Below are 22,798 nucleotides of genomic sequence, written 5' to 3'. Positions count from 1 at the left end.
GCTTTTTTCCTTGTAAATATAAGGAATGATTGCTTTTTCATAACGATCATGAATTTATATTTGCTAGAGAAACGAAAGCAGTTCCTCTCTGGACGGCAACGGTTGAGAACGTAAACAACGTATGCCCCTGAAGGATGATGTCAGCCGTTTAAGCTAGCTCTACTTGTATATTAGGAGGATTCGCCTTAATGGATGCTGAACAAACGGTAGTTACGGTTGATATATATGGAATTCAATATAAGTTAAAGGGTCATACCAACGTTGAATATATGAAAAGGGTTGCTGCGGCGATTGACGAGAGCATGAAGAAGCTGGCGAAAGGGTATCCGCGTCTTGATATGCCGAAGCTGGCAGTCCTCTCTGCTGTGCAAATAACAGAGGAAGTATTTCGATTGCGCCGCGACAATACAAGACTTCTGGAGGAAGAAGCGAAGCTTAATCTCCTGATCAGAGAGCTGGAGCAAATGAGTGAGCAAGCGGTCTCGCTTAAAGCTGAGCTTGCTGAGACAAAGCGTATGGCAAGCGAGCAATTGCAAAAGGCTAAAGCGGCGGCAGAAGCAGAGCTGAACGAAATGCTGGCGCTTGCCGCAGAGCAAGCTTCGGCTCAGCAAGCAGCAGCAGCCGAGGCAATGAAGGTGCAAGAGGAGACGATTATCCGTCTTACACAAGAAAATGTGGAACGGATTACAGCGCTCAGAACGAAAAAGGATGAGCAATTTGCACAGCTCCAAGCTCGGAAGGATTCGGAGCTGAATGAGTTAAAGCGTGTGATGGAAACAAAAATAGAAGAGCTTAGCAGCAAGAAGACTGCTGAACTAGCAGAGCTCGCAGGCCAGAAGGAAACAGAACTTGCAGAGCTTGCGTGTCAGAAGGAAACAGAACTTGCAGAGCTCGCAAGTTTGAAGGAAACAGAACTTGCAGAACTTGCAAGTCTGAAGGAAACAGAACTTGCAGCGCTTGCAAGTCAGAAGGAAGCAGAGCAAGCAGAGTTTGCCATGCTGAGAAAACAAAAGGAAGCAGAACTGGCTGAATTGCGATTGTCCAAGGACAATCAGCAGCTTGAAATGGAGCTGGAGAAGGAAGAACTGCGATTGGAGCTTGAACAAGTGAAGGCAGATGAACTGGCTTCACTTAGACAAGAAAAAGAAGCCCAATTAAATGCTTTAGCCTCGGAGCAAGAAGCACTGCTTACAGCATTAAAGGCAGAGAAAGAGGCGCAGCTGACTGAGCTTGAAGGAAGCTGGCAGAGTAAATGGGATGAGCGAGAACTCAGCTGGTTAGCTCATGCAGAATCCTCGCAGCTAGAAATTGCCCGCCAGAGTGAAGAGCGTGAGCAGGCTTGGAAGGCAGAAGCCGTTAAAGCGGAACAAGCTTTTCGTGCTGATCTTGAGCGGCGTAGAAACGGCTGGCTGGAGGAGCGAGGCAAGCTGCAAACCCAGATTGCTGAGCTTCAAGAAGGCTGGAAGAAGGAAAAGGAATTATTTGAACATCGTATAAATTCAGCAGATGAGCAGCTCGTTCAGGCAATGGAGCAGGAGGAATCCTTCCGCACATCATATGCTCAGCTGGAACAGGAGCTCCGTGAAAAAGAAAATGAATGGGAGCTGCTGCAAAGCGAGCTGAATGAAACACGCAGCAAGATCGAGGAGCTGCAGGAACAGAGCAGCCAGTCCTTAGCGCAAATTCAAGAGCTGGAACAGAAGCTTGTTCATGAACGCAGTCATGTATCCGCTGCGGATAAGCGGGCAACAGATTTGCAAACGCGATTGAAAGAAGCAGCAGATCGTGAGCAGCAGCAGGAACAGAAGCAGCTTGAGCTTGAAGAGGAGTTATTAAAGCTGCAGCTTGAGCTGGAAGAGCAAGAATTGATGAGTCAGAAGCAGACAGAAGAGCATAACAACTTGCTTCGGATTGAGCTTGAAAATCAGAAGGAATTGCTGGAAGAAGAGCATGAGCTGAAACTGCAAAAGCTTGAGGATGAGAAGCGTGAGCTTGCTAGGACGCTGCGCGAGGAGCATGAAGGGCAGCTGCGAATAGTCGAAGCCGACAATGACGAGCTGTTTAAGCAAATGACCGCAGAAAGCAATGAGCGCTACGAGCAGTTGGCAGAAGAGAAGGATGCTAGGTACAAGGAGCTCGCAGCAAGCCATGATGAACTGAATAGGAAGCTTGCTAGACAATATGAAGAGCAGCTGCAGCAGCAAGCAGATCAACATGAAGAGCAGCTTCTAGAGCAGGCTCTGCTATATGAGGAGCAAAGTAAACAGCTTGTCCTTGAATACGAGGAGCGGAGCAAGCAAAAAGCAGCTGAGCATGAAGCAAATAATAGAACAATGGCTTCGCTTCATGAAGAACAGCTGCTAGAGCAGGCTGTGCAGTACGAGGAGCAAAATAAGCAGCTGGCTCACGATTATAATGAGCAGGCAAAGCAAAAGGCAGCCGAGTATGAAGCTAGGCAGAATGAACTCGTTCAGAAATACGAAGAGAAGCTGCTTGAACAAGCGATTCAATTTGAAGATGCTCAGAAGCAGCTGACAAATGATTTTGAAGCCAAGTCTAAAGCAGCGGCTGTTGAGCAAGCCGCTATTGCGGAGCAGCTCGTTGACCAGTATGAAGAGAGATATAATGAGCTTGCTGCCAAGCAGGATGAGGTTCGCAAGCAGCTAGAGAATGAACGGGAAGCTCGCTTGCAGCAATTGGCTGCAGAACATGACGAGCAATTGAAGCAGTTATCTGCGGATCAAGAGGAGCTGCTGCTGCTTCAGCAGCACGATTACGAGACTGCCACCCAGAAGCTGCAAGCGCAGCTGGACAAAATTGAGCAAATTGCGGCTTCTGCGGCAAACGGTGAGCAGGTTTATAAGGCTGATTTGGAGCAACTGCAAATTAGAGAACAAGAGCTAACGGAGCAGTTGGAATGGACAGCAGCTCGAGAGCGCATTGCAGCTCAGCAGCTAGAAGCGGCTTCTGCACGTGAACGTGAGCTCAGTGAGCGATTGCAGGCACAGCAGCAATATGCGGAACAGGTGGCTGCTGAGGTGAAGCAGTATGAGCTTGAGAAGAAGTCGCGCGAATCAGCGGAAGAGGAGCTGAGAGAGCGGCTGGAGCGAGCAATGCAGGAAGCAGCTGCCGCATCCGATTTGAAGGAAGAGCTGAGCGAGCATACGTCTAAGCTTGCAGCAGAAAGAGATGAAGCAGCTCGTCAGGCTGCGCGATTAGCCAGTGAGCGTGATGAGGCGGCAAGCGCACTTGAGTCTCTTGTCTATGAACGCGATGAAGCAGCTCGTTCTGCAGAGAGGCTAGCTGAGGATCACGCTGATCTGCAGGAGCAGCATCATAAGCTGAAAAATGAATATTCGAAGCTGCAAACCGAATACAACGAATGGATCGAGCTCATCGAGCACAGCTGATCCAGCGCCTAGAACCAAGAAACCGCAGAAACAAACAAAGGCTATTGCCGACGTTTGTTTCTGCGGTTTCTTTTTAGAGATTAACCATAAGATACGATTGTGCCAGTTGGACCGCCGGCGGACAAGCTTGCTAGACGAATCAAGTCCGGTGTAACGATTGCAGGATCTTTGCCAGTCGCGTGCATTTCTGTACGAAGCATGCCGGGATTATAGAGGTTTGCAAGAATGCCATGCTCGTACTCCTCATCGGCTAAGGTGCGTGTTAACGACTCTAATCCTGCCTTGGCTGCGCTATATGCTGCATAGCCGCCTGCGCCGTTCCATGACAGGCCGGAGGTAATATTAATAATTCGTCCATATCTTGCTCTGCGCATAGTTGGTAAAACAGCCTTAGTCAGCAGAAATGGTCCTGTCAGGTTGATCGCAATTTGGTTTTGCCATTCTTCTGAGGTTAGTTCGAGCACGCTGCCTGATTCAAGAACAGCAGCATTGTTCAAAATAATATCGATATGCCCAAATTGCTGGACGACCGCTGAAATGGTGTCTTGGACTTGCTGCTCATCGGATACATCCGTCTGCAGCACTACTGCATCTTTTCCCGTCTTTGCTTTTACGATCGAAGCTGTTTCCTCAAGCTTCGCAAGTCTTCTCCCAAGCAGCACAACATCTGCGCCTTCTGCTGCAAACGAGATTGAAGCTGCACGTCCAAGCCCCGTACCAGCTCCACTAACAATGGCGACTCGATTTTGTAAAATTCCCATCACCATTTCTCCTTTCGCTTTGCATATTGTTAATATTTTATCAGAGGGGACAAGGAGGGGAAAGAGGAAGGTCATCAAACTTTCTTACTCGATTGTTAAATAAAAATGATATATGCGATAAAAGAAAAATATATGTAGTTTGGCTGCGTGAATAGATCAAAAAAGTGATATGATCCCCAAAATGCTCACTGCTTAGGTAAAAAATGAATATAGCGGAAGTTTCTCCTGCTTTAACCTCTCATCTCCGAGTAAAATAGAACAGGATACAACAAAAAAAAAGCAGAGCAGATTCATTCCATCCAGCTCGGCTGTTTTTAAGTTTTGTTTATTTTCAGAATCGTTTATTCTACGACCAAAACAGCTTTCATTTCTCTATGCCCTGCTCCGCATGGAACGGAACAAATCATTTGATAACTTCCCGGCTCACTAATGTTTACAGCGATCGTGTCGCCATTTGAAAGTTTGTAGTCGGTTTTTTGGATCTGAACGCCATGAATGCCGTCAACGGAATCAAGCTTGAGATTAACCGTCTCGCCGGCTTTGATTTTATATTCCTTTTTGTCAAATTTCCAGTTAGCTGCTGTCACGACAAGGTCAGATGAAGATGCTCCGCTATCTGCTACTGTTGTATTCGTTTCTTTATTTTCGGGTTTGGCTGTGTTTGTGCCGCATGCAGCAATGACAACGACTAAACACATTGCGCTTGCAAATAATAACCATTTTTTCATTCGTAAAGCGTCCCCTTTCGATTATCCAATGTAATAGGTAAGTTTTGGATTGTATCTATTGTACCTTAACCAGCTTTCAATTGCAGTGACGGCGTGATGACAAACTCATGAATTTCTTGTGAAATGATTAGGGGAAACGCGAAAATGGGGTTGGACGCAGCAATCAGCCCTTGACCGCCATTAAGGCAATCAAGGGCTGGTCTCAAATATAGCCTGCATTAATCGCGATCGCGTCTGCCTGCTTCATAGGGAGTGCTGACCGGTATAAACAAGTCGATGATCCCGATAACAAGAGCAGCTAAGATGGCGCCAAGCAAGGTTACAGTTACGCCGCCTACGATAAACTGAGCAATCCAGATAACGGCTGCGCTTGCGATGAAGCCGACGATTCCTCGGCCAAAGGGTGTAACCCGCTTGCCGAATATGCCTTCAATTACCCAGCCTAGTGCAGCAATGACAAGCGCTAAGAAAAAGGCGCTCCAAAATCCGCCTACGCTAAATTGTGGAACGATAAACCCAACAAGCATTAATACCAGCGCGGCTACGATAAACCGGACGACATGTCCCAAAAAAGACATTTTATAACCCTCCTTAAGTTTTACAAATGGAAAACATAACTGGAGCTGTTTTGGTACTTGTGTAGCTTATAGTCGCCCACGTTCGCAGTTCTTTGTTATTTCCTTCCGTACAGTATTGCTAAAGTTGCGTCGTTAGACGGCTCGTTCGTTTATATTGTGACCAATTGAGCATCATTTATGTATGAAACAACGGTTCAGTTCGTGCATCAAAGTCGTGATTCGGCTATAATAGGAAGGCGAGAGGAGTGTTAATTGTTGGACACTAAAATTTTGAAGACACTTGAATATCCTAAAATCATACATAGATTGTCTCAGCATGCAGCAACATCGCTTGGGAAAACCATTGCTGAGTCGCTGCAGCCGGTTTCGGATCTGGAATCGGTAAAGCAGATATTGCAAATTACCGACGAGGCCTATACAGCTGATCGTCTTAAAGGCAGTGCGCCATTTGGGGGAATTGTGGACATCTCGGCGCCGCTTCACCGTGCCCGTATAGGCGGTACCCTAAATCCGGCTGAGCTTCTGGATATTGCGAATACCGCACGGGGCGGTAGACGTGTAAAACGGCATATCAGCGTCTTGCATGAAGATAATTCGATTCCAATGCTGCACCATATTGCAGATCAAATAAGTGAGCATAAGTCGCTTGAGGATGCGATTTTTGATTGCATCGATGACCAAGCGGAAGTGATGGACAGCGCTAGTGCTGAACTGGCATCTATCCGGCGCGAGCTTAGAAATGGCGAATCACGGATTCGTGAGAAAATGGATCAAATGGTTCGTTCCTCGTCCGTTCAAAAAATGCTGCAGGACGCCATCGTAACACTTCGCAACGATAGATATGTCATTCCAGTGAAACAGGAATACCGTTCTCACTTTGGCGGAATCGTGCACGATCAGTCTGGTTCTGGCGCAACATTGTTTATCGAACCGGAAGCCATTGTTGCGATGAACAATAAGCTTCGAGAGCTAAAGGCAGGCGAGCTGCGGGAAATTGAGAAAATTTTGCAAAAGCTAACTGCTTTGGCATCCGATTATGTAGAAGATCTTATTTATAACTTGGATTTGCTTGGCCAAATCGATTTTGCTTTTGCAAAGGCTCGGCTTGCTCATCTCATGAAGGCTACACAGCCGCGGATGAATGACCGAGGTTTTCTGAAAATAAAACGTGGACGCCATCCGCTTATTGCTCCTGAGCAAGTTGTTCCACTCGATGTGGAGCTTGGCAATCAATACACTTCCATCATTGTAACGGGACCGAATACAGGCGGTAAAACCGTTTCCTTAAAAACCATCGGACTGCTTAGCCTTATGGCCATGTCAGGATTGTTTGTACCTGCTGAGGATGGCAGCCAGCTATGTGTATTTGATGCTATCTATGCTGATATCGGGGATGAGCAAAGCATTGAGCAAAGCCTCAGTACGTTTTCCAGCCATCTCAAAAACATCATTCGCATTTTAGGCTCCATGACATCAAAGAGCTTAGTGCTGCTTGATGAGCTTGGTGCAGGAACAGATCCAGCTGAAGGCTCGGCGCTTGCGATTGCCATATTGGAGCATGTTCATGCTATGGAAAGCCGTATTGTAGCAACTACGCACTACAGCGAGCTGAAAGCTTATGCTTACAATCGCAAGGGAGTCATTAACGCCAGCATGGAGTTTGATGTTGCTACCTTAAGTCCTACATACCGTCTGCTTGTTGGTGTTCCTGGACGAAGCAATGCATTTGCTATCGCTGAGCGTTTAGGACTTGCTCGTTCGATTATTGAGCATGCAAGAGGAGAAGTAAGCGAAGAGGATCAACGGGTTGAAAATATGATCGCCTCCCTTGAAGAAAACCGGTTAGGCGCTGAAACGGAACGTCAAACGGCAGAGTCGCTCCGCCGTGAGATGGAGACGCTGCGCGCGCGCCATGAGGCAGAGAGTCTGCGCTTAGAAGAGCAGAAAGAAAAGCTGATGCAGAAGGCGCAAGATGAGGCTCGCGAGACTGTCCTCAAAGCCAAACGCGAGGCAGAACAAATTATTGCAGATTTGCGGAAGCTTGCAATGGAAGAAGGTGCCTCTGTCAAGGAGCATAAGCTCATTGAGGCACGCCGCAAGCTGGATGAAGCGGCTCCCGAGCTTCAGAAATCGAAGCGGGGAGCTTCCAAGACAGCAACGAAGCAGGTTAAGATTGAAGCTGGCGACGAAGTAACTGTATACAGCTTAAATCAGAAGGGCACGGTCGTGGAAGTTCACGGTTCTGACGCCACGGTGCAGCTTGGCATTATGAAGATGAAGGTTGCGCTGGATGATTTGGAGCTGCGAAGCTCTGGAGCTGCCGCAAGTAAGACACAACAGCCAAAGCAAGCAGCCAGCTTGCAGCGCACCAGAGAAGAAAATATTAAGATGGAGCTCGATCTTCGTGGAGAAAATCTGGAAGAAGCAATCCTTGAGGTTGACCGCTTTCTTGATGAGGCCTTTTTATCAGGCTTAGCTCAGGTTGCTATTATTCATGGTAAAGGCACTGGTGTGCTTCGTACAGGAATACAGCAATATTTGCGTAGACACAGCCATGCGAAGAGCTTTCGACTCGGTAATTATGGCGAGGGCGGCGTTGGCGTGACGGTTGTGGAGCTTAAATAGCTCCTAGCCGCGCAATCGAATACGGCAGATGATGGAGGGGTCTTGTAAATGAGTAATGAAGTCGATCAGTTGCTGAGCAATCCGTATGCTGCTTCACTTGTTTATGTATCGGTTGCGGTGCTGTCTCTCATCGTTTTTTTATCTTGCTTTGAGCTCGTAACCAAATATAAATGCTGGACGGAGATAAAAAAGGGAAACGTTGCTGTTGCTATGGCGACAAGCGGTAAAATATTCGGTATTTGTAATATTTTCAGGTTTTCCATCGAGTCCAACGATTCGGTGTATCAAAGCCTTATTTGGGGTGCGTTCGGTTTCGTCATACTTATGGCAGCATATTTTTTATTCGAATTTCTAACGCCTGTTTTTCGAATCGATGACGAAATCGCTCGTGATAACCGTGCGGTAGGGCTTATTGCAATGATCATTTCTGTATCTTTATCTTACGTGATTGGTGCAACTGTCATTATATAAACGGGGTGAACCATATGAAATATTTATGGAGAATACTAGCGGTTGTCGCTGTTTTGTTTTTTGTTTTCGGTATCGTATATTTAATGAATCATTAGAGGGGAAGTTATGAGCATGGATGAGCATTTGATATGTCCTTGGTGTTTAACGGAAATTGTATGGGATGAAGAAATTGGTCCGGAATCGCATTGTCCGCATTGCGACAATGAATTAAGCGCATATCGTACGATAGAGCTTGGTTATGATGAGGATGAAGTGGAAGCTGATGAACATGAAAAAGCAGTTCAGGCGCTAAAAATCAATGATGCTCGCAGAGCAGCAAAGCAAAATGGCGAGGAACCTGAAGACGATTGGTCAGACGATGAACTGGAGGAAGAAGCGGAAGAAGACGATTCCGATGATCCAAACCATAAACGTTGGCTAGCTCAGGGTGATGGTTTCCGCAATGCTGACAGTGCACGATTTGCTGTGGAAGAAACGGTTCAGCGTGTGCTTGATGATCAGGATGAAGTACCTGAATGCCCGGCATGTCGGGCGTATATGATCGAAGCAGGCGTACAGACAATTGACGGGCAGCAATTCGAGTCGAGAATCGCTCCATCTTTAGGAAAAGCGGTGCTTGAAACTCCTTTTCAATTGACCTTGTACGTTTGTCCCGTTTGCTATCAAACCTCGTCCTTGCTGAGTTCCGGCGATCGCGAGCAAATGATCAATCGTCTAACACCGGAAGAGTAACAGACAACTGGCAATAATGGACGGGCATGGGCTGCATCCAATAAGGGAATCTTACAAAACGTAATTCTGAAACGTAAAGGGCTAGACATATGAATGCATGAACTAGCCTGCGGCAGGAGGAATCGTTTTGGCAAAAACCTTAAATGGACAAGCAGCCCTTTTACTTATTGTGCAGGCGCTTTACGGGATTGCGAACGCGCTGTCCGGGACGTTTGTTCCCGTATACTTATGGAAAGCAAGCCAATCTTATATGTTGATCGGTTGGTTCACTATGGGTCAATATGTAATGAGTGGATTAACCTTTTGGGTTGTTGGGAAATGGGTAAAAGAGCATAACAAAATGAATAGTTTGCGCATAGGCATTATTTTGTCAGGCGTGTTTTATTGTTCAGTACTGCTGCTGGGCACACAAGCGAAGGTATATTATTTGCCGCTTGGCGTTTTAAATGGGATGGCGCTCGGTTTTTTTTGGGTCGCATTTAATGTAGTTTATTTCGAAGTGACAGATCCAGATAATCGGGATCGATTCAATGGCTGGTCGGGGCTGCTTGGTTCTGCGGCAGGTATCGTGGCGCCGTGGGTATCAGGCTTGCTAATCACGTCGATGCAAGGAGAAAAGGGATATAGGCTTATTTTTACCCTTTCATTAATCATATTTTCTATAAGTGTAGTGCTCAGCTTTTGGCTTAAGAAACGCCATGGTCAAGGCCGCTATAATTGGAAGCATGGTTTCCAGCAGCTAATGCAAAAAGGAAACCCGTGGCGTCGCATGTTTCCAGCTATTGCAGCGCAGGGCGTGCGAGAAGGCGTATTTATGTTTCTTGTTGGCCTTACGGTATACGTAGCTACGCAAAACGAAAGCAAGCTAGGAACGTATTCACTCATTACATCCTTAGTTGCTTTAATCAGCTTCTGGATTGTTGGCAAAATGCTCAAAAAAAACAATCGCAAATGGGCGATGCTCATAGGCGTTATCATGATTGGAATCGTTATATTGCCGCTGTTCTGGAAGGTCTCTTATGCTACACTGCTTATGTTCGGAATCGGAACATCACTATTTATGCCGCTTTATATTATTCCTATGACCTCAAGAGTATTTGACCTCATTGGCCAGTCCGAGGAAAGTGCGCGGGAACGAGAGGAGTTTATCGTCCTTCGTGAAGCAGGTTTGGTTTTAGGCAGGATTATCGGCTTATCGTCATATTTAATCGTTTTGCCGCTGAATCATTCTGCTATCGCCATTACTTGGCTCTTGTTTGCGGTAGGCATCGTGCCGATTGCTGGTTGGTGGTTCATGAAGCCGTTTCTTACAGAGCAGCAAGCACAAACCTAAATAGAAAGGAAGTGAAGGAATGCCGAAAGTAGTTACAGACATTACGCAATTAATTGGCAATACGCCTGTCGTAAGGTTAAACCGTCTTCCAGAGGAAGGCAGCGCCGAAGTATGCGTTAAGCTGGAACGCTTCAACCCAAGCGGCAGTGTAAAGGATCGCGCAGCCTTCTCTCTTATTAATGATGCCGAGAAGCGCGGTTTGATTAAGCCTGGTGATACCATTATTGAACCAACTAGCGGCAATACAGGCATAGGCCTAGCCATGAACGCAGCAGCTAGAGGTTACAACATAATATTAGTTATGCCGGACAACATGACTGCTGAGCGGATTAAACTGCTGCAAGCATACGGAGCGGAGGTTGTGCTTACACCTGCTGCTGAACGCATGCCGGGAGCCATTCGAAAAGCGGAGGAGCTTCGGGCTGAGCGCCCGGGCAGCTACATACCGAATCAATTCGAGAATCATGCGAATCCGCAGATTCACCGAACAACGACTGCGATAGAAATTATCGAGCAAACTGGCGGCAACCTAGATGCTTTCGTAGCTACCGCAGGTACAGGCGGCACGATCACAGGAACAGGCGAAGCGCTAAAGGAAGTACTCCCTCATTTGTATGTAGCAGTAGTAGAGCCGCAAGGATCACCGGTGTTGTCAGGAGGAAAGCCAGGTCCGCATAAGCTTGTCGGTACTAGTCCTGGTTTCGTGCCCGCTATTCTTAATACATCGATTTATGATGAAATCATTCAAGTATCAGATGAGCATGCTCTAACGACAATGAGAGCGTTAGCGACGCAAGAGGGTTTGCTGCTAGGCCCTTCCTCAGGTGCTTCGGTATGGGCAGCGATGCAAATTGCAAAACGTCTTGGTGCTGGGAAGCGAGTGCTGTGCATTGCTCCAGATACTGGAGAGCGATATATGAGTATGGATATTTTTTGATCAGCATACGGGAGTGGTTTATAACCATTCCCGTAATGATTGCTGCAATATATTGCGTCTTTCATCAATGTAGTTATAAATAAACGCTGGTTCTGCTAAAAAGGTGTCATAGCTCGCCTTTCGCGTATAATCGCTGCGAATAGCCGGAGATAACTGTGCATGCATCTGCGAAATGACGGGTTCCAGCTTCTCGGCAGTAAATGCGGATAACAGCAGTTTCTTTATGATCGCTCTATATTTTCGTCTGCACGATGGGAATGTAAATAGCTTCTCTGTCAGCGTATTGTAGCCCTGAAGACGGACGAGATCGCTGCCGCAAGGCTTACCGTAACAGTTTCTCCCCCAGGTTCCCTCGTAATCCCATGGAATGATTCGATATTTCCCACTTTTGCTATGCTCATAAAGCGCATAGTTTTGATCAAATCCATCGTAATTTCCAGTCAATACAGCTCCGGCAAGCCATAATAAATATTGTGATACATCAAGGCGTTTGGCATGATGTTCATTCAGTTTACTGCCAGACAAACGATTGATATTTTGAACGAACGATACGAGCCTCTTTTTTGTCCCCGTCTTTCCCAGCTTCAATTCATAACCATCAAATAACGAAGCTTTCGTACCTTTAGAGACAGGGTCCGTTAAGCTGAAGTCGGCACTGTCATTGACGGCATAGAGAAGAGAACGGCAGCCAATGCCCCTTTTTTTGAAAAAAAGTTGATCTACCGCTTCGATTTCCAAATAAACGCCTTGAGGCACGTCATTTATTATGAGCCAGAAGTGGTTGGTTTGAGGGGATGGCACGCCAATTTTATTGAAAAAGTAAAAGGAAAGTGCGTTCCGCATCATGGATGGATCGTCATATTCCGCATTCCAATGAAATGTTTTGCCATTTTCAAGCCGAACCTCATAAGATTTTTTGGAATAATTTCGCGTATGTCCACCCCGCAGGCCAAACTCCGCAGTATAGGTTTGTCCCTCCATCTCGAGCTGTGCCGGTTTGAAGGAACGCCCCCAAGCATCGCTTTGTATCTCTTGGAAATCAGATGAATTCATGCGTATGGAACGTGTCGGCAAGACTTCAGCAACCATCTAACCATCTCCTAAAAGCAAAAGATAAAGCCTACCGTTGCACGATAGGCGTTTTGATCTTAATACTCTATTCAGCTAATGCCCAGATGGTCACGATTATTTGGTCATCAATGTTTTCAATCCTAATGATCAGAGTGGAAAGCTTCCCTATCTGAACCAGTAGAGTTCAAAATCTATAATTATACTACTCTATTATTTATAGGGGAATTGCTCAATCTCTCATAAATAGATAGCAATCTAGTACCACTTCCATACGGTATACATATTAATATATTACATTTCGTATCTCATGTTAGATGGTGTGAATGAGAGAAGGAGGATGCAAAGCAGCAGAGTAATGAATGGGAAGTGAATAGGTCGTAAGGGCGTATTTGAAGACAGGCTTTGAACAACAAACAATGAAATTATCGGAGGGATTTTTTTATGAGTCTATGGTATAACAATGGTTATTCAGCTGGTCAATCGGTTGCTAGTAATAACAATAGCCACAAAAGCAACAAGAGTGGAAACAAGGATCATAACTTTCTTCAAAGCTTGGTAGGAAAAAACGTAAAAGTTAATCGCGGCGGACCGGACTCACTTCAAGGCAAGCTCCACTCTGTAAAAAGCGACTATCTTGTTTTAAACACAAATGAAGGTGTCGTTTATATCGCAGACAGCCATGTTAAGAGTGTTACTGAGGGAGGTGCCAGCAATTCAAGCGGAGGCAACAAAAGTGGATCTGGCAACAGAAGCGGAAGTCGCAGCACAGAAGTTATTCGTGCAAACAATTTCAATGGTGTTATTCGTGCAATGAATCAAACCTTTGTACAGCTTAATTCCGGCGGACCTGAGAAAGTTGAAGGTTTCATTGCTCAAGCAGGCAGCAACTCAATCCTGCTCGTTTCCGGTAAAGAAGCTATGCAAATCCAGAACTTCCACATCAAATCAATTAAAGCAGCGGGAAGCAACAAATCTGGCGGAAACAACAATAACAAAAACAACAATAACAACAAAAATGAAAACAAAAGCGACAGCAAAAACAACAACAAAAGCGACAGCAAAAACAACAACAAAAGCGACAGCAAAAACAACAATAAAAACAAAACACAAGGCAATCGCAGCGGTGGAAAAAGTAATGCAAATGCGGCTGCCGTAAAAACAACTCGCAGTTCAATAAAAAAATCATAATGGCCTGTCGGGCAAAAGGTAGAGCTTTTGCCCGATTACGCGATCTATCCGGATGAAAGGAGGTTAATTGCATGAAAAACCGTCATCCGCTGTTGGATAAGCAGGTCGAATTGGAGATTTCAGGGAAAGTAGCGCCTATACGAGGTAAATTGATCGAGTTTGGTCAGGATATATTAGTGCTGCATAATGGAACACAATTTTTGTATATCCCGCTTATTCATCTGCAGCAGCTTCGTCTTTCAACTCATAAAGAAGAAGCAGAAGAAATATATGAAGTACCGGAAATGCCTTTCGAGCCTTATAATGAACCCGTCTCGTACCGAAAAATATTGATGAACGCGAAAGGTATGTTCTCTGAAATTTATATTACAGGTAATCAGTCTATTCATGGTTATTTGACCACCGTTATGAATGATTTTTTCGTCTTCTATTCTCCTGTTTATCATACGGTGATCATCTCTCTTCACCATATGAAGTATTTAATTCCGTATAGTCCTAACGTAACACCATACACGTTAACACCGGAACAATTCCCTCTAAAGCCATCCCCGCTAACCCTTGCAAGAACTTTTGATCAACAGCTTCGTAAATTAATCGGCGAATTCGTCGTGCTTGATCTCGGCGAGAATTCAAATAAAATCGGCGTTCTGAAAAATGTCGATCAAAGTATGATTGAACTTGCGACTGTAAGTGGAAACCCCGTTTTTTTACATTTTGATCATGTGAAGACGGTTCATATTCCGTAGGAAAGAAGACTATGCTTTTAGCCAGTAAACGGCTTAAGCATAGTTTTTTTTGGTCCCTTTTAATAAAAGATTAACAGGATGCATTTAGATACGCGGATCTGGAAACATTATCTTTGGAAGGAAGTGACAAGATTATGAAAGTGAAACCATTTGGGATTTTGCCCTCTATGTTAATGATGGTTTTATCAGTTGGACTTGTAAATCATGTTCTGGTTGTACCGCTGCTGCTTGATGCCGCTAAGCGCGATGCATGGATTTCTGTTATTTTTGGACTTGTTATCGTCCTTCCATGGGTTTTATTTCCTGTTTATGGAATATTAAAGCGGATGGATGGAACCCCGCTTGATCAATGGCTGAAACAGCTTATGCCGCGGTTTTTGGCGTGGATAATTATTAGTATATTTCTGCTGGTACAGCTGAGCATTGCTTTTGAAACGCTAATTATAACCGCTTCGTGGACTGCGACAACCTATTTGCCCAATACGCCCTCCATGGTAGTTTGTACTGTTTTTTTAGGCCTTTGTATGTTTGCATCAGTCTCAGGGCTGCGGACCATCGCTTATGTTAGCTGCATATTATTGCCAATCGTTGTATTGTTAGGCGATTTTGTCATGTCTGCGAACATGCCTCACAAAGATTATCACTATTTGCTCCCTATGCTAGAGAATGGGATGAGCCCGGTCATGAAAGGCATTTATTATGTGTTGACTTCATCTTGCGAGTTTTTTGGGTTCATGTTTATCCAGCATCATATTCATGGGAAATTTAAAAGGTGGCATTTTATCGTGCTTGTTCTATTTTTATCGCTCCTGACGCTTGGTCCGGTCATAGGCGCGATTGTAGAATTCGGGCCTGTTGAAGCTGATAAAATGCGGTACCCTGCTTTTTCGCAATGGAGACTGGTTTCCATCGGTAAATATTTTGAGCATGTTGATTTTTTTGCGATTTTTCAGTGGATGTCAGGAGCACTTATTCGGTTAGCGATATCCATTCACATTTTGTCAGAGTTTTGGCCGTTGCGGCGTTTAAAACAGAAATGGATTTCCCCTACTGCGCTTGGCGTGATCATTTTAGTCATTTCGGGCGTTGGCATCAAAAATATGGTTCAGGTAAGGAGCGCATTACATGCTGCATTTCAATATACCGGCATTATCGTGATGTTCTTAACGATCGTGATTTGGATCGTGTCTGTGTTTAGAAAAAAACAAGGTGATAAAAAAAGAACAGCCATTATCGGTTCGGAGGAGGCAGAGCAGTCATGATTCATGACGAGCATAATAGTGAGATCGATCACAACGATATTTCGTTGGATCAGTTAAAACACATATTGAAGGATTGTCATGATGTTATTGAATATAAGCTGACACTCGACGTAGACGGTCCAATGGAAGTGACTTTGTTGTATTGCGATGGATTAATCGACAATCAACAATTGCAGCTCGGCTTACTTCCGCTACTAGAGAAATGGGCGGAGCAATTAAGAACGGTTCCAGCCGTGGATACGGGTGAAAAACATAAGCCCAGCATGTTATTTAGTCAAATTCAATCTGGGGATCTTGGCAGCAACATATTTGCGCGCCTATTTGCAGGCAGCGTCATATTGTCCTTTGCTAAATTTGAAGGTTTGTTTGAATTTGACATCGCTAATCAGCCAGGAAGGACGCCAGAGGAGTCGGTGCTTGAAGTATCGATTCGAGGACCGCGCGACGGGTTCGTCGAACAGCTTTCAACGAATGTTGCTTTAGTGCGCATGAGGCTGAAAACACCAGATATGCATGTAGAGTATCGAAAAATCGGCACCGAGTCATTGACGGAGGTCGCTTTGCTTTATATGGAGGGAAAGGCTGATCCTAAGCTTGTTATAGAAGCAAGAAGGAGACTGGACAATATTGATATTCCGGCTCTAGTAGGTGGAAGTCAACTGGAGGAGCTTTTATCCGACCGCCGCTTTTCTTTATTTCCACTCGTTGAATTTGTAGGACGGCCTGATTATGTCGTTCAATCGTTGCTGCAAGGCAAGGTAGCGATATTGCTTCATGGGTCGCCATCAGCACTTATAGCACCTGGAAACTTATTGCTGCTTATCAAATCGCCAGAGGATGCACATTTACCCTTTTATTATGTTTCATTAGAACGTTTGTTAAGGCTTGTTGGACTCGTATTATCTATTTGTTTGCCTGGTTTCTGGATAGCGCTGTCTGCATTCAACACGGATCAGATTCCCTTTACGCTGCTTGCAACCATTACGATGTCGCGAATCGGATTGCCGCTATCGGCTACGATGGAGATGTTTCTGATGCTGACCATGTTCGAGCTGTTCAGGGAAGCTGGTGTAAGACTTCCAAGGGCAGTAGGTCAAACCGTTTCTGTTGTCGGCGGATTGATTGTTGGAGATGCAGCCATCCGTGCGGGCATGACATCGCCAACGATGCTCGTAATGGCCGCGGTAACGGCGGTATCAACCTTTACTCTCGTGAATCAGTCATTAAGCGGCTCGGTAAGCATCATCCGTTACCTTGTCCTTATCTGCTCCTCTGTGCTGGGTATTTTCGGTTTTTTTATCGGCTCCTTTGCCGTTCTTATCTACATGTGCACATTAGAATCATTTGGACGCTCTTACTTATACCCGGTTGCACCCATGCGCTTAAAGGAGCTGCTACCAGCGCTTATACAAATGCCATGGAAGCTTAAGAGTACTAGGAGGAATAAATGATGCTCTTTGCATGGATTAAAAAGCAGGCAACACACCTTAGAAAGTGTGCTGCACTGGCAGGCATTGTGTTTATGTCGTTGCTGCTGCAAGGCTGCTGGGATGAGGTTAATTTGGCGGATGTGAGCTATATATCCGCATTTGGCATCGATTATAAGGACGGACAATTTGATATTTATGCCCAAACGATTAAATTTGGATTAATTGCAAAAACAGAATCGCTTCAGCCTGATCCAAACCCGGTTTGGATCGGAAAAGGATCGGGAGATACCGTACTGCTTGCTCTAAATGACCTGGCTCGCTCTGGCCAAACGATTTTGAGCTTGGAGCATTTAAAAACCGTTATCGTACAGGAGAGAGCGATGAGCAAAATCGCTGACATCATGGACGGGGTGAATCGACAGCGGGCATCGCGGTACACCTCGCTGCTATTTGGAACTAAAGCACCGATTGATAAGATTTTTACTAGCGATACTTTTTTTGATCAATCACCGCTTAACAGCATTATGTATATGCCAGGCCCTCTCGACAGTCAGAGGAGCTTCATTCGTCCTTATTCCTTGCAGCTAGCGGTACAGACGCTGAATGAACCCTCGATGGTAACCACTCTTCCCGCATTGAATGCAAATGAAGAATACTGGAGAAGAAAGAAACAGCCGCTTCAAATCCAGTTAATAGAAGGGATATTTATATTCAAGGATCTTAAATATCTCGGGTATCTTACGGAGCCAGAAGTCACTGGGCTAAGGTGGGCAGATCCTGAATTCAAGCATTTTCTGCTCAAAGCGCAAGGGGAAAAAGGGAAAGCGGCAATCGCTGTTGTGTCATCCAAAGGGAGTGTGGATGTGAGTTTTAAAGGTGACAAGCCCATTTTCACATTAAAGATGCGAGTAGACGGGAATGTCGCAGAAATGGATGGCGTTATACAGGAACATGAAATTGTTTCGTCAGTTAAAGCGCGGATTAAGCAGGAGATGGAGGATACGTTCCGCAAGGGGCTGGAGAAGAAAGTTAGCTTCTTTCAACTGGAGCATCATCTGTACCGTTACCATCAAGCATATTGGCAGCAAGCATGCAAAGGCAAGGAGTGGCTGCCAAAGCCCGATCAGTTAATCATAGAGGTGGATTTCCAATTAATTCACACCGGTAATTTCGATTTAAATATTGACACATAAATAAAGGAAATTTAGCTCATAATACGTTTGGCACGAAATAAATGGATCAAATCGTAATTTTGAACCAAGTCTAGAGGAGGAAAACCAAATGTTGCAGCAAATGACGGCAAAAGAGCTGGAGTACATTGCAGACTCTATGTCTAACGAGGATTTATTAATTAAGCAATGTGCAACGCTTGTTGCTACGGGTACTACACCAGCGCTTAGAAATTTATGCTCACAAATGATTCAAACCCATCAGCAGCACTATGATTCTTTGCTGTCTGCGATCTCGCACCATCAGCAAATCGCTCCAACACAGCCTCAACAATAAGAAGGATTTTAAAAGAAGATTAGGAGGTCAATCATAATGCAGCAACAACAAAAGCAATCGATTTTGACTGAGGAAGATTTGGCAGGCACGATCCTTAGCGATTTGAAAAGAGTTGTTCGTGAATATGCAACAGCAGCAACAGAATCTACTTGTCCTGATATTCGCCAGCTGTTTACGAAATTGACAGACAGCACGTTGGCACTGCAAGGCCAGCTGTTCACGGCGATGCAGCAAGCGAATATGTATAATACATCCTCGCCTGCGTTGCGTCAGGAGCTGGACAAGCAAGCAAAGCAATATCAGCAAACCAAACAAAAAACGAGCCAGTTTTTACAGCAAAACCTAGGGCAACAGCAGAACCAAACGATGTATACGCCGCAAATGCATCAGTCCGGCCAATATCAACAAGGCTCACAAACGCATTACATGTAAAGACCCCTTTGGGGTCTTTCCTTTTTATAAGGATTAGGAAGCAGAAGCAGCTTTTACATAGGATGCTAATATTTCTCCGCGAGAAGTGCTGAAGCCGCCAAAATAAAGGCTTCAGCCTTTTATGCTTTGATTGCGCGAGAAACAAAAACGTTGTAAAATATTCTTTATAATTGCAGTTGTACTGGAAGGAGTTATACAATGACCGAATTACAGTTGAAAGTGCTTGAACTGCTCCAGGAGGATGCGCGCAGGGATGCAGATTTGATCGCAACCATGTTAGCCGTAACAACAGAGGAAGTAAAGCAAGCCATCGCCGAGCTAGAGAAAGACCATATTATCGTGAAGTATGCGACAGTCGTAAACTGGAGCAAGATTGACGACCAGAAGGTAACTGCACTTATTGAGGTACAAATTACACCAGAACGCGGTCGCGGTTTCGAAGGAATCGCTGAGCGCATTTATTTATATCCAGAAGTAAAATCCGTCTACCTGATGTCGGGAGCATACGATTTGCTCGTTGAGGTTGAAGGAAAAACGTTGAAAGAGGTCGCCTCTTTTGTATCGAATAAACTATCGCCTATTGACGCGGTATTATCGACAAAAACATTTTTTATTTTGAAAAAATACAAACAAGACGGCATTATCTTCGAGGAGCATGAAGGTGATCATCGGTTGATGGTTTCGCCGTGAAAAAAGGGTGATGGCAATGATTAAAGATGAAGAGAAACAACCCTCCACACCTTTGCAGCGTCAATCGATGGCTGATTATTTGTCACCGCTCGTTCGGGGCATCAAACCGTCGGGAATCCGTCGGTTTTTTGATTTGGTCAGTACGCGCAAGGATGTTATTACATTAGGAGTAGGGGAACCCGACTTTGTGACGCCATGGCATGTTCGGGAAGCTGCTGTATATGCGCTTGAAATGGGGAAAACGCAATACACGTCAAATGCGGGAATGCCAGAGCTGCGGGAAGCAATCGGGCAGTACTTAAACGATCAATTTGCCGTGCCTTACAACCCTGCGGACGAAATATTAGTAACCGTTGGCGGCAGTGAAGCCATCGATCTTGCACTTCGTGCGTTTATTGCGCCTGGCGATGAAATTTTGATTCCTGAGCCATGTTATATTTCCTATTCACCAATAACCGCGCTTACCGGAGGAAAACCTGTCGGTATTGAAACGTTTGCCAAGGATGAATTTAAGCTGAAGGCTGAGTCGCTTCAAGCCGTTATAACGCCGAAATCAAAAGTACTTATTTTATGTTATCCAAGCAACCCTACTGGCGGCACTATGACCTATGAGGACTGGCTGCCTATTGCAAAGCTAGTGGAAGAAAATGATCTTATTGTTATTTCCGATGAGATTTATGCGGAGCTTACTTACGGCTCGAAGCATGTAAGCTTTGCTGCAATGCCGGGGATGAAGGATCGTACCATTCTTGTGAGCGGCTTCTCGAAAGCTTTCGCGATGACAGGCTGGCGGATGGGTTATGCCTGCGGCCATCCCGATCTTATTGCAGCTATGCTGAAAATTCACCAGTATACCGTTATGTGCGCGCCGATTATGGCACAGTATGCAGCGCTTGAAGCACTTCAACATGGCTTAGAAGAGAAGGACCGCATGGTGGAGGCTTATAATCAGCGCCGGCGTCTTGTCGTAAAAGGATTCAGGGAAATCGGACTCGATTGCCATGAGCCGCAGGGTGCATTTTATGCATTTCCATCGATCGTATCGACGGGCTTATCAAGTGAGGAGTTTGCGCAGCGTCTGCTCGATGAAGCGAATGTTGCAGCTGTTCCGGGAGATGTGTTCGGTCTCGGAGGCGAAGGCCATCTTCGCTGCTCCTATGCAACTTCTGTCACGAATCTGACCGAAGCGCTTGATCGAATAGGCGGCTTTGTACATCGCTTGAAGCAAGAAGGCTAATCTAACGCCTTTAATAAACAGCAGGTCAGGAGCTTATCCGGCCTGCTGTTTGCATGAATAGAGAGTAATGGGTGAAAAAAAGGAGGCAAGGCGATGAAACTATACACAAGAACGGGCGATAGCGGTCAGACATCTTTAATTGGCGGCCGCGTGCGCAAGGATGATGTTCGTGTTGAGGCATATGGCACTATAGACGAATTGAATTGTTTTGTAGGGCAGGCAGCGGCGGAAGCTGCCAAACATGAAGAGCTGGCAGAGATGGCAGCTTGGCTCGTTGATATTCAGCAGGAGTTGTTTGACTGCGGCTCAGATCTTGCTTACGCCGTTGAAGGCGCGCCTCTAAAATTATCGGCAGAGCCGTCTAAACGTCTGGAAGAATGGATTGACCAATATACAGCAGAGGCACCGGAAATCACGAGGTTTATTTTGCCGGGAGGAAGCCCTGTTTCTGCAGTTCTGCATGTATGCCGAACGGTATGCCGCCGGGCAGAGCGCCGCGTTGTAACGCTTGCAGCGGAGCATTCGATTAATGCCGATGTACAAACGTATTTGAATCGACTGTCCGATTTTTTCTTCGCCGCTGCTAGAGTTGCAAATGCGAAGCTTGGCATATCAGATACGGAATATGTACGCAGCGCAGAAGTATTTCGGAAGCCGAAAAAATGATGGATAGACTTGAATTATTATATTATCGCCCGCTAGTGGCTGCGGTTAGCGAGGCAGAGCATGGAATGACCGTCCGGCGGGTGCTGGAGCGTCAACTGGGCGTATCGCGCAAGCTGCTCTCTCAAGTAAAGCAAACGGAGCATGGACTGACTGTTAACGAGATTCGTGCCTATACGACAGCTCCTGTTGCAGCGGGCGATATCATTCGCGTACGCATGGAGCGGGAAATTTCCGAAGATATTTTGCCGCAGCCAATTCCGGTACAAATCGTATTCGAGGATGAGGATCTGCTTATCGTAAATAAACCAGCCGGGATGATCGTTCATCCGACCCATGGACATTACACGGGGACGCTTGCTAATGGTATCGTCTACCATTGGCAAGAAACGGGAGAGAGGGTACGTTTCCGTCCCGTCCACCGCCTTGATGAAGAAACATCCGGACTTGTCGCGATCGCCAAAACCTCCTATGTACATCAACAGCTTTCGGAGCAAATGCAGGCAAACGGTATTTTAAAGCTGTACCGCGCATATGTTTATGGCTGCCCTGAGCCAGCTGCGGGAACGGTGGATGCGCCGATTGACCGTGACCCAGACCAGCCGCATGTTCGCATCGTCACGCCGGAGGGTTATCCGTCTATTACGCATTATGAGACGATTGCACATTATGAATCTAGTTCGGACAAGCCTGCCGCAGCGGCTGTGCGCTTAAAGCTCGAAACGGGACGGACGCATCAAATTCGCGTTCATATGAAGCATATCGGCTGCCCGCTTATCGGAGATAAAATGTATGGTACTCAGCAAGGTGTGGAGGAGGAGTGGGAAGATGCAGTCGGTCGTCAAGCACTCCATGCCGAGATACTGGGATTTACCCATCCCATTACAAAAAAATGGATGGAATGGCGTGCGGATTTGCCGCCTGAGCTTGAACGATTAGAACGGAGTCTATCAAAATAAAATGGGACTAGTCAGCCCAATGCTGGAGGAAACAAGAGG

21 protein-coding genes are annotated in these 22,798 nt (G+C 45.7%); 17 read left to right on the top strand and 4 right to left on the bottom strand.

What is annotated here, in order from left to right:
- Positions 1-188: 188 nt before the first annotated feature.
- Complete coding sequence (locus tag BK120_RS12800) at positions 189-3,410, top strand: cell division protein ZapA (RefSeq protein ID WP_076267895.1); 3,222 nt, start codon at positions 189-191, stop codon at positions 3,408-3,410.
- A gap of 80 nt (positions 3,411-3,490) precedes the next feature.
- Here the strand turns inward: BK120_RS12800 and BK120_RS12795 are convergent, their stop codons facing one another.
- The 3 genes from BK120_RS12795 to BK120_RS12785 all read right to left on the bottom strand — a co-directional run bounded on the left by BK120_RS12795 (position 3,491) and on the right by BK120_RS12785 (position 5,477).
- On the bottom strand, positions 3,491-4,171 hold the full coding sequence (locus BK120_RS12795; RefSeq protein WP_076267894.1) for an SDR family NAD(P)-dependent oxidoreductase: 681 nt from the start codon (positions 4,169-4,171) through the stop codon (positions 3,491-3,493).
- Between the two features lie 341 nt (positions 4,172-4,512).
- The gene (locus BK120_RS12790) at positions 4,513-4,899 is read right to left on the bottom strand and encodes a cupredoxin domain-containing protein (RefSeq protein ID WP_076267893.1); all 387 of its coding nucleotides are present in this window, start codon (positions 4,897-4,899) and stop codon (positions 4,513-4,515) included.
- 218 nt (positions 4,900-5,117) lie between these two features.
- Entirely contained in the window at positions 5,118-5,477 is a 360-nt protein-coding gene (locus tag BK120_RS12785) for a phage holin family protein (RefSeq protein ID WP_076267892.1), read from the bottom strand.
- Between the two features lie 255 nt (positions 5,478-5,732).
- Between BK120_RS12785 and BK120_RS12780 the strand changes: the two genes are divergently transcribed.
- The 5 genes from BK120_RS12780 to cysK all read left to right on the top strand — a co-directional run bounded on the left by BK120_RS12780 (position 5,733) and on the right by cysK (position 11,575).
- The gene (locus BK120_RS12780) at positions 5,733-8,102 is read left to right on the top strand and encodes an endonuclease MutS2 (RefSeq protein ID WP_076267891.1); all 2,370 of its coding nucleotides are present in this window, start codon (positions 5,733-5,735) and stop codon (positions 8,100-8,102) included.
- A gap of 48 nt (positions 8,103-8,150) precedes the next feature.
- Complete coding sequence (locus BK120_RS12775) at positions 8,151-8,573, top strand: DUF350 domain-containing protein (RefSeq protein WP_076267890.1); 423 nt, start codon at positions 8,151-8,153, stop codon at positions 8,571-8,573.
- A gap of 111 nt (positions 8,574-8,684) precedes the next feature.
- The gene (locus tag BK120_RS12770) at positions 8,685-9,305 is read left to right on the top strand and encodes a hypothetical protein (RefSeq protein ID WP_144376747.1); all 621 of its coding nucleotides are present in this window, start codon (positions 8,685-8,687) and stop codon (positions 9,303-9,305) included.
- A 127-nt stretch (positions 9,306-9,432) separates the two neighbouring features.
- A complete protein-coding gene (locus BK120_RS12765; protein WP_076267888.1) occupies positions 9,433-10,638 on the top strand; it encodes an MFS transporter in 1,206 nt (401 codons plus the stop codon).
- Positions 10,639-10,657: 19 nt separating this feature from the next.
- On the top strand, positions 10,658-11,575 hold the full coding sequence (gene cysK, locus BK120_RS12760; protein WP_076267887.1) for a cysteine synthase A: 918 nt from the start codon (positions 10,658-10,660) through the stop codon (positions 11,573-11,575).
- Between the two features lie 18 nt (positions 11,576-11,593).
- On the opposite strand, the gene BK120_RS12755 is transcribed toward cysK, so the two are convergent.
- Positions 11,594-12,664 carry a CotH kinase family protein gene (locus BK120_RS12755; RefSeq protein WP_076267886.1) on the bottom strand — a complete coding sequence of 357 codons (1,071 nt, stop codon included), beginning with the start codon at positions 12,662-12,664 and terminating at the stop codon, positions 11,594-11,596.
- 423 nt (positions 12,665-13,087) lie between these two features.
- On the opposite strand from BK120_RS12755, the gene BK120_RS12750 reads away from it, so the two are divergent.
- The 11 genes from BK120_RS12750 (at position 13,088) to BK120_RS12700 (ending at position 22,759) form a co-directional block, all read left to right on the top strand.
- Positions 13,088-13,834, top strand: a complete 747-nt coding sequence (locus BK120_RS12750) for a DUF6897 domain-containing protein (protein WP_076267885.1) — start codon at positions 13,088-13,090, stop codon at positions 13,832-13,834.
- A 71-nt stretch (positions 13,835-13,905) separates the two neighbouring features.
- Positions 13,906-14,580: a DUF2642 domain-containing protein gene (locus BK120_RS12745; RefSeq protein ID WP_076267884.1), complete on the top strand. Its 675-nt coding sequence runs from the start codon at positions 13,906-13,908 to the stop codon at positions 14,578-14,580.
- A gap of 134 nt (positions 14,581-14,714) precedes the next feature.
- Positions 14,715-15,842, top strand: coding sequence for a GerAB/ArcD/ProY family transporter (locus BK120_RS12740; RefSeq protein ID WP_076267883.1), 1,128 nt, complete (start codon positions 14,715-14,717; stop codon positions 15,840-15,842).
- Positions 15,839-17,293 (top strand): spore germination protein, encoded by a 1,455-nt coding sequence (locus tag BK120_RS12735; RefSeq protein WP_076267882.1) that lies wholly within the window; start codon positions 15,839-15,841, stop codon positions 17,291-17,293. Before BK120_RS12740 ends, BK120_RS12735 begins: the two co-directional genes overlap by 4 nt.
- Positions 17,290-18,465 carry a Ger(x)C family spore germination protein gene (locus tag BK120_RS12730; protein WP_083681927.1) on the top strand — a complete coding sequence of 392 codons (1,176 nt, stop codon included), beginning with the start codon at positions 17,290-17,292 and terminating at the stop codon, positions 18,463-18,465. Before BK120_RS12735 ends, BK120_RS12730 begins: the two co-directional genes overlap by 4 nt.
- Positions 18,466-18,553: 88 nt before the next feature.
- Complete coding sequence (locus tag BK120_RS12725; protein ID WP_179089791.1) at positions 18,554-18,778, top strand: hypothetical protein; 225 nt, start codon at positions 18,554-18,556, stop codon at positions 18,776-18,778.
- A 36-nt stretch (positions 18,779-18,814) separates the two neighbouring features.
- The gene (locus tag BK120_RS12720; RefSeq protein ID WP_076267880.1) at positions 18,815-19,210 is read left to right on the top strand and encodes a spore coat protein; all 396 of its coding nucleotides are present in this window, start codon (positions 18,815-18,817) and stop codon (positions 19,208-19,210) included.
- Positions 19,211-19,408: 198 nt separating this feature from the next.
- On the top strand, positions 19,409-19,900 hold the full coding sequence (locus tag BK120_RS12715) for an Lrp/AsnC family transcriptional regulator (RefSeq protein WP_076267879.1): 492 nt from the start codon (positions 19,409-19,411) through the stop codon (positions 19,898-19,900).
- Between the two features lie 16 nt (positions 19,901-19,916).
- A complete protein-coding gene (locus BK120_RS12710; RefSeq protein ID WP_076267878.1) occupies positions 19,917-21,137 on the top strand; it encodes an aminotransferase class I/II-fold pyridoxal phosphate-dependent enzyme in 1,221 nt (406 codons plus the stop codon).
- A 93-nt stretch (positions 21,138-21,230) separates the two neighbouring features.
- Entirely contained in the window at positions 21,231-21,803 is a 573-nt protein-coding gene (locus tag BK120_RS12705) for a cob(I)yrinic acid a,c-diamide adenosyltransferase (protein ID WP_076267877.1), read from the top strand.
- A complete protein-coding gene (locus tag BK120_RS12700) occupies positions 21,800-22,759 on the top strand; it encodes an RluA family pseudouridine synthase (protein ID WP_256710879.1) in 960 nt (319 codons plus the stop codon). The genes BK120_RS12705 and BK120_RS12700 overlap by 4 nt, the downstream gene beginning before the upstream one ends.
- The last annotated feature ends 39 nt before the right edge of the window (positions 22,760-22,798 follow it).

Source organism: Paenibacillus sp. FSL A5-0031, assembly GCF_001956295.1.
In the GTDB taxonomy this organism is placed as follows: Bacteria; Bacillota; Bacilli; order Paenibacillales; family Paenibacillaceae; genus Pristimantibacillus.
The sequence above is the reverse complement of the archived record's forward strand: the minus strand, read 5'-3'. Positions and strand labels throughout refer to the sequence as shown.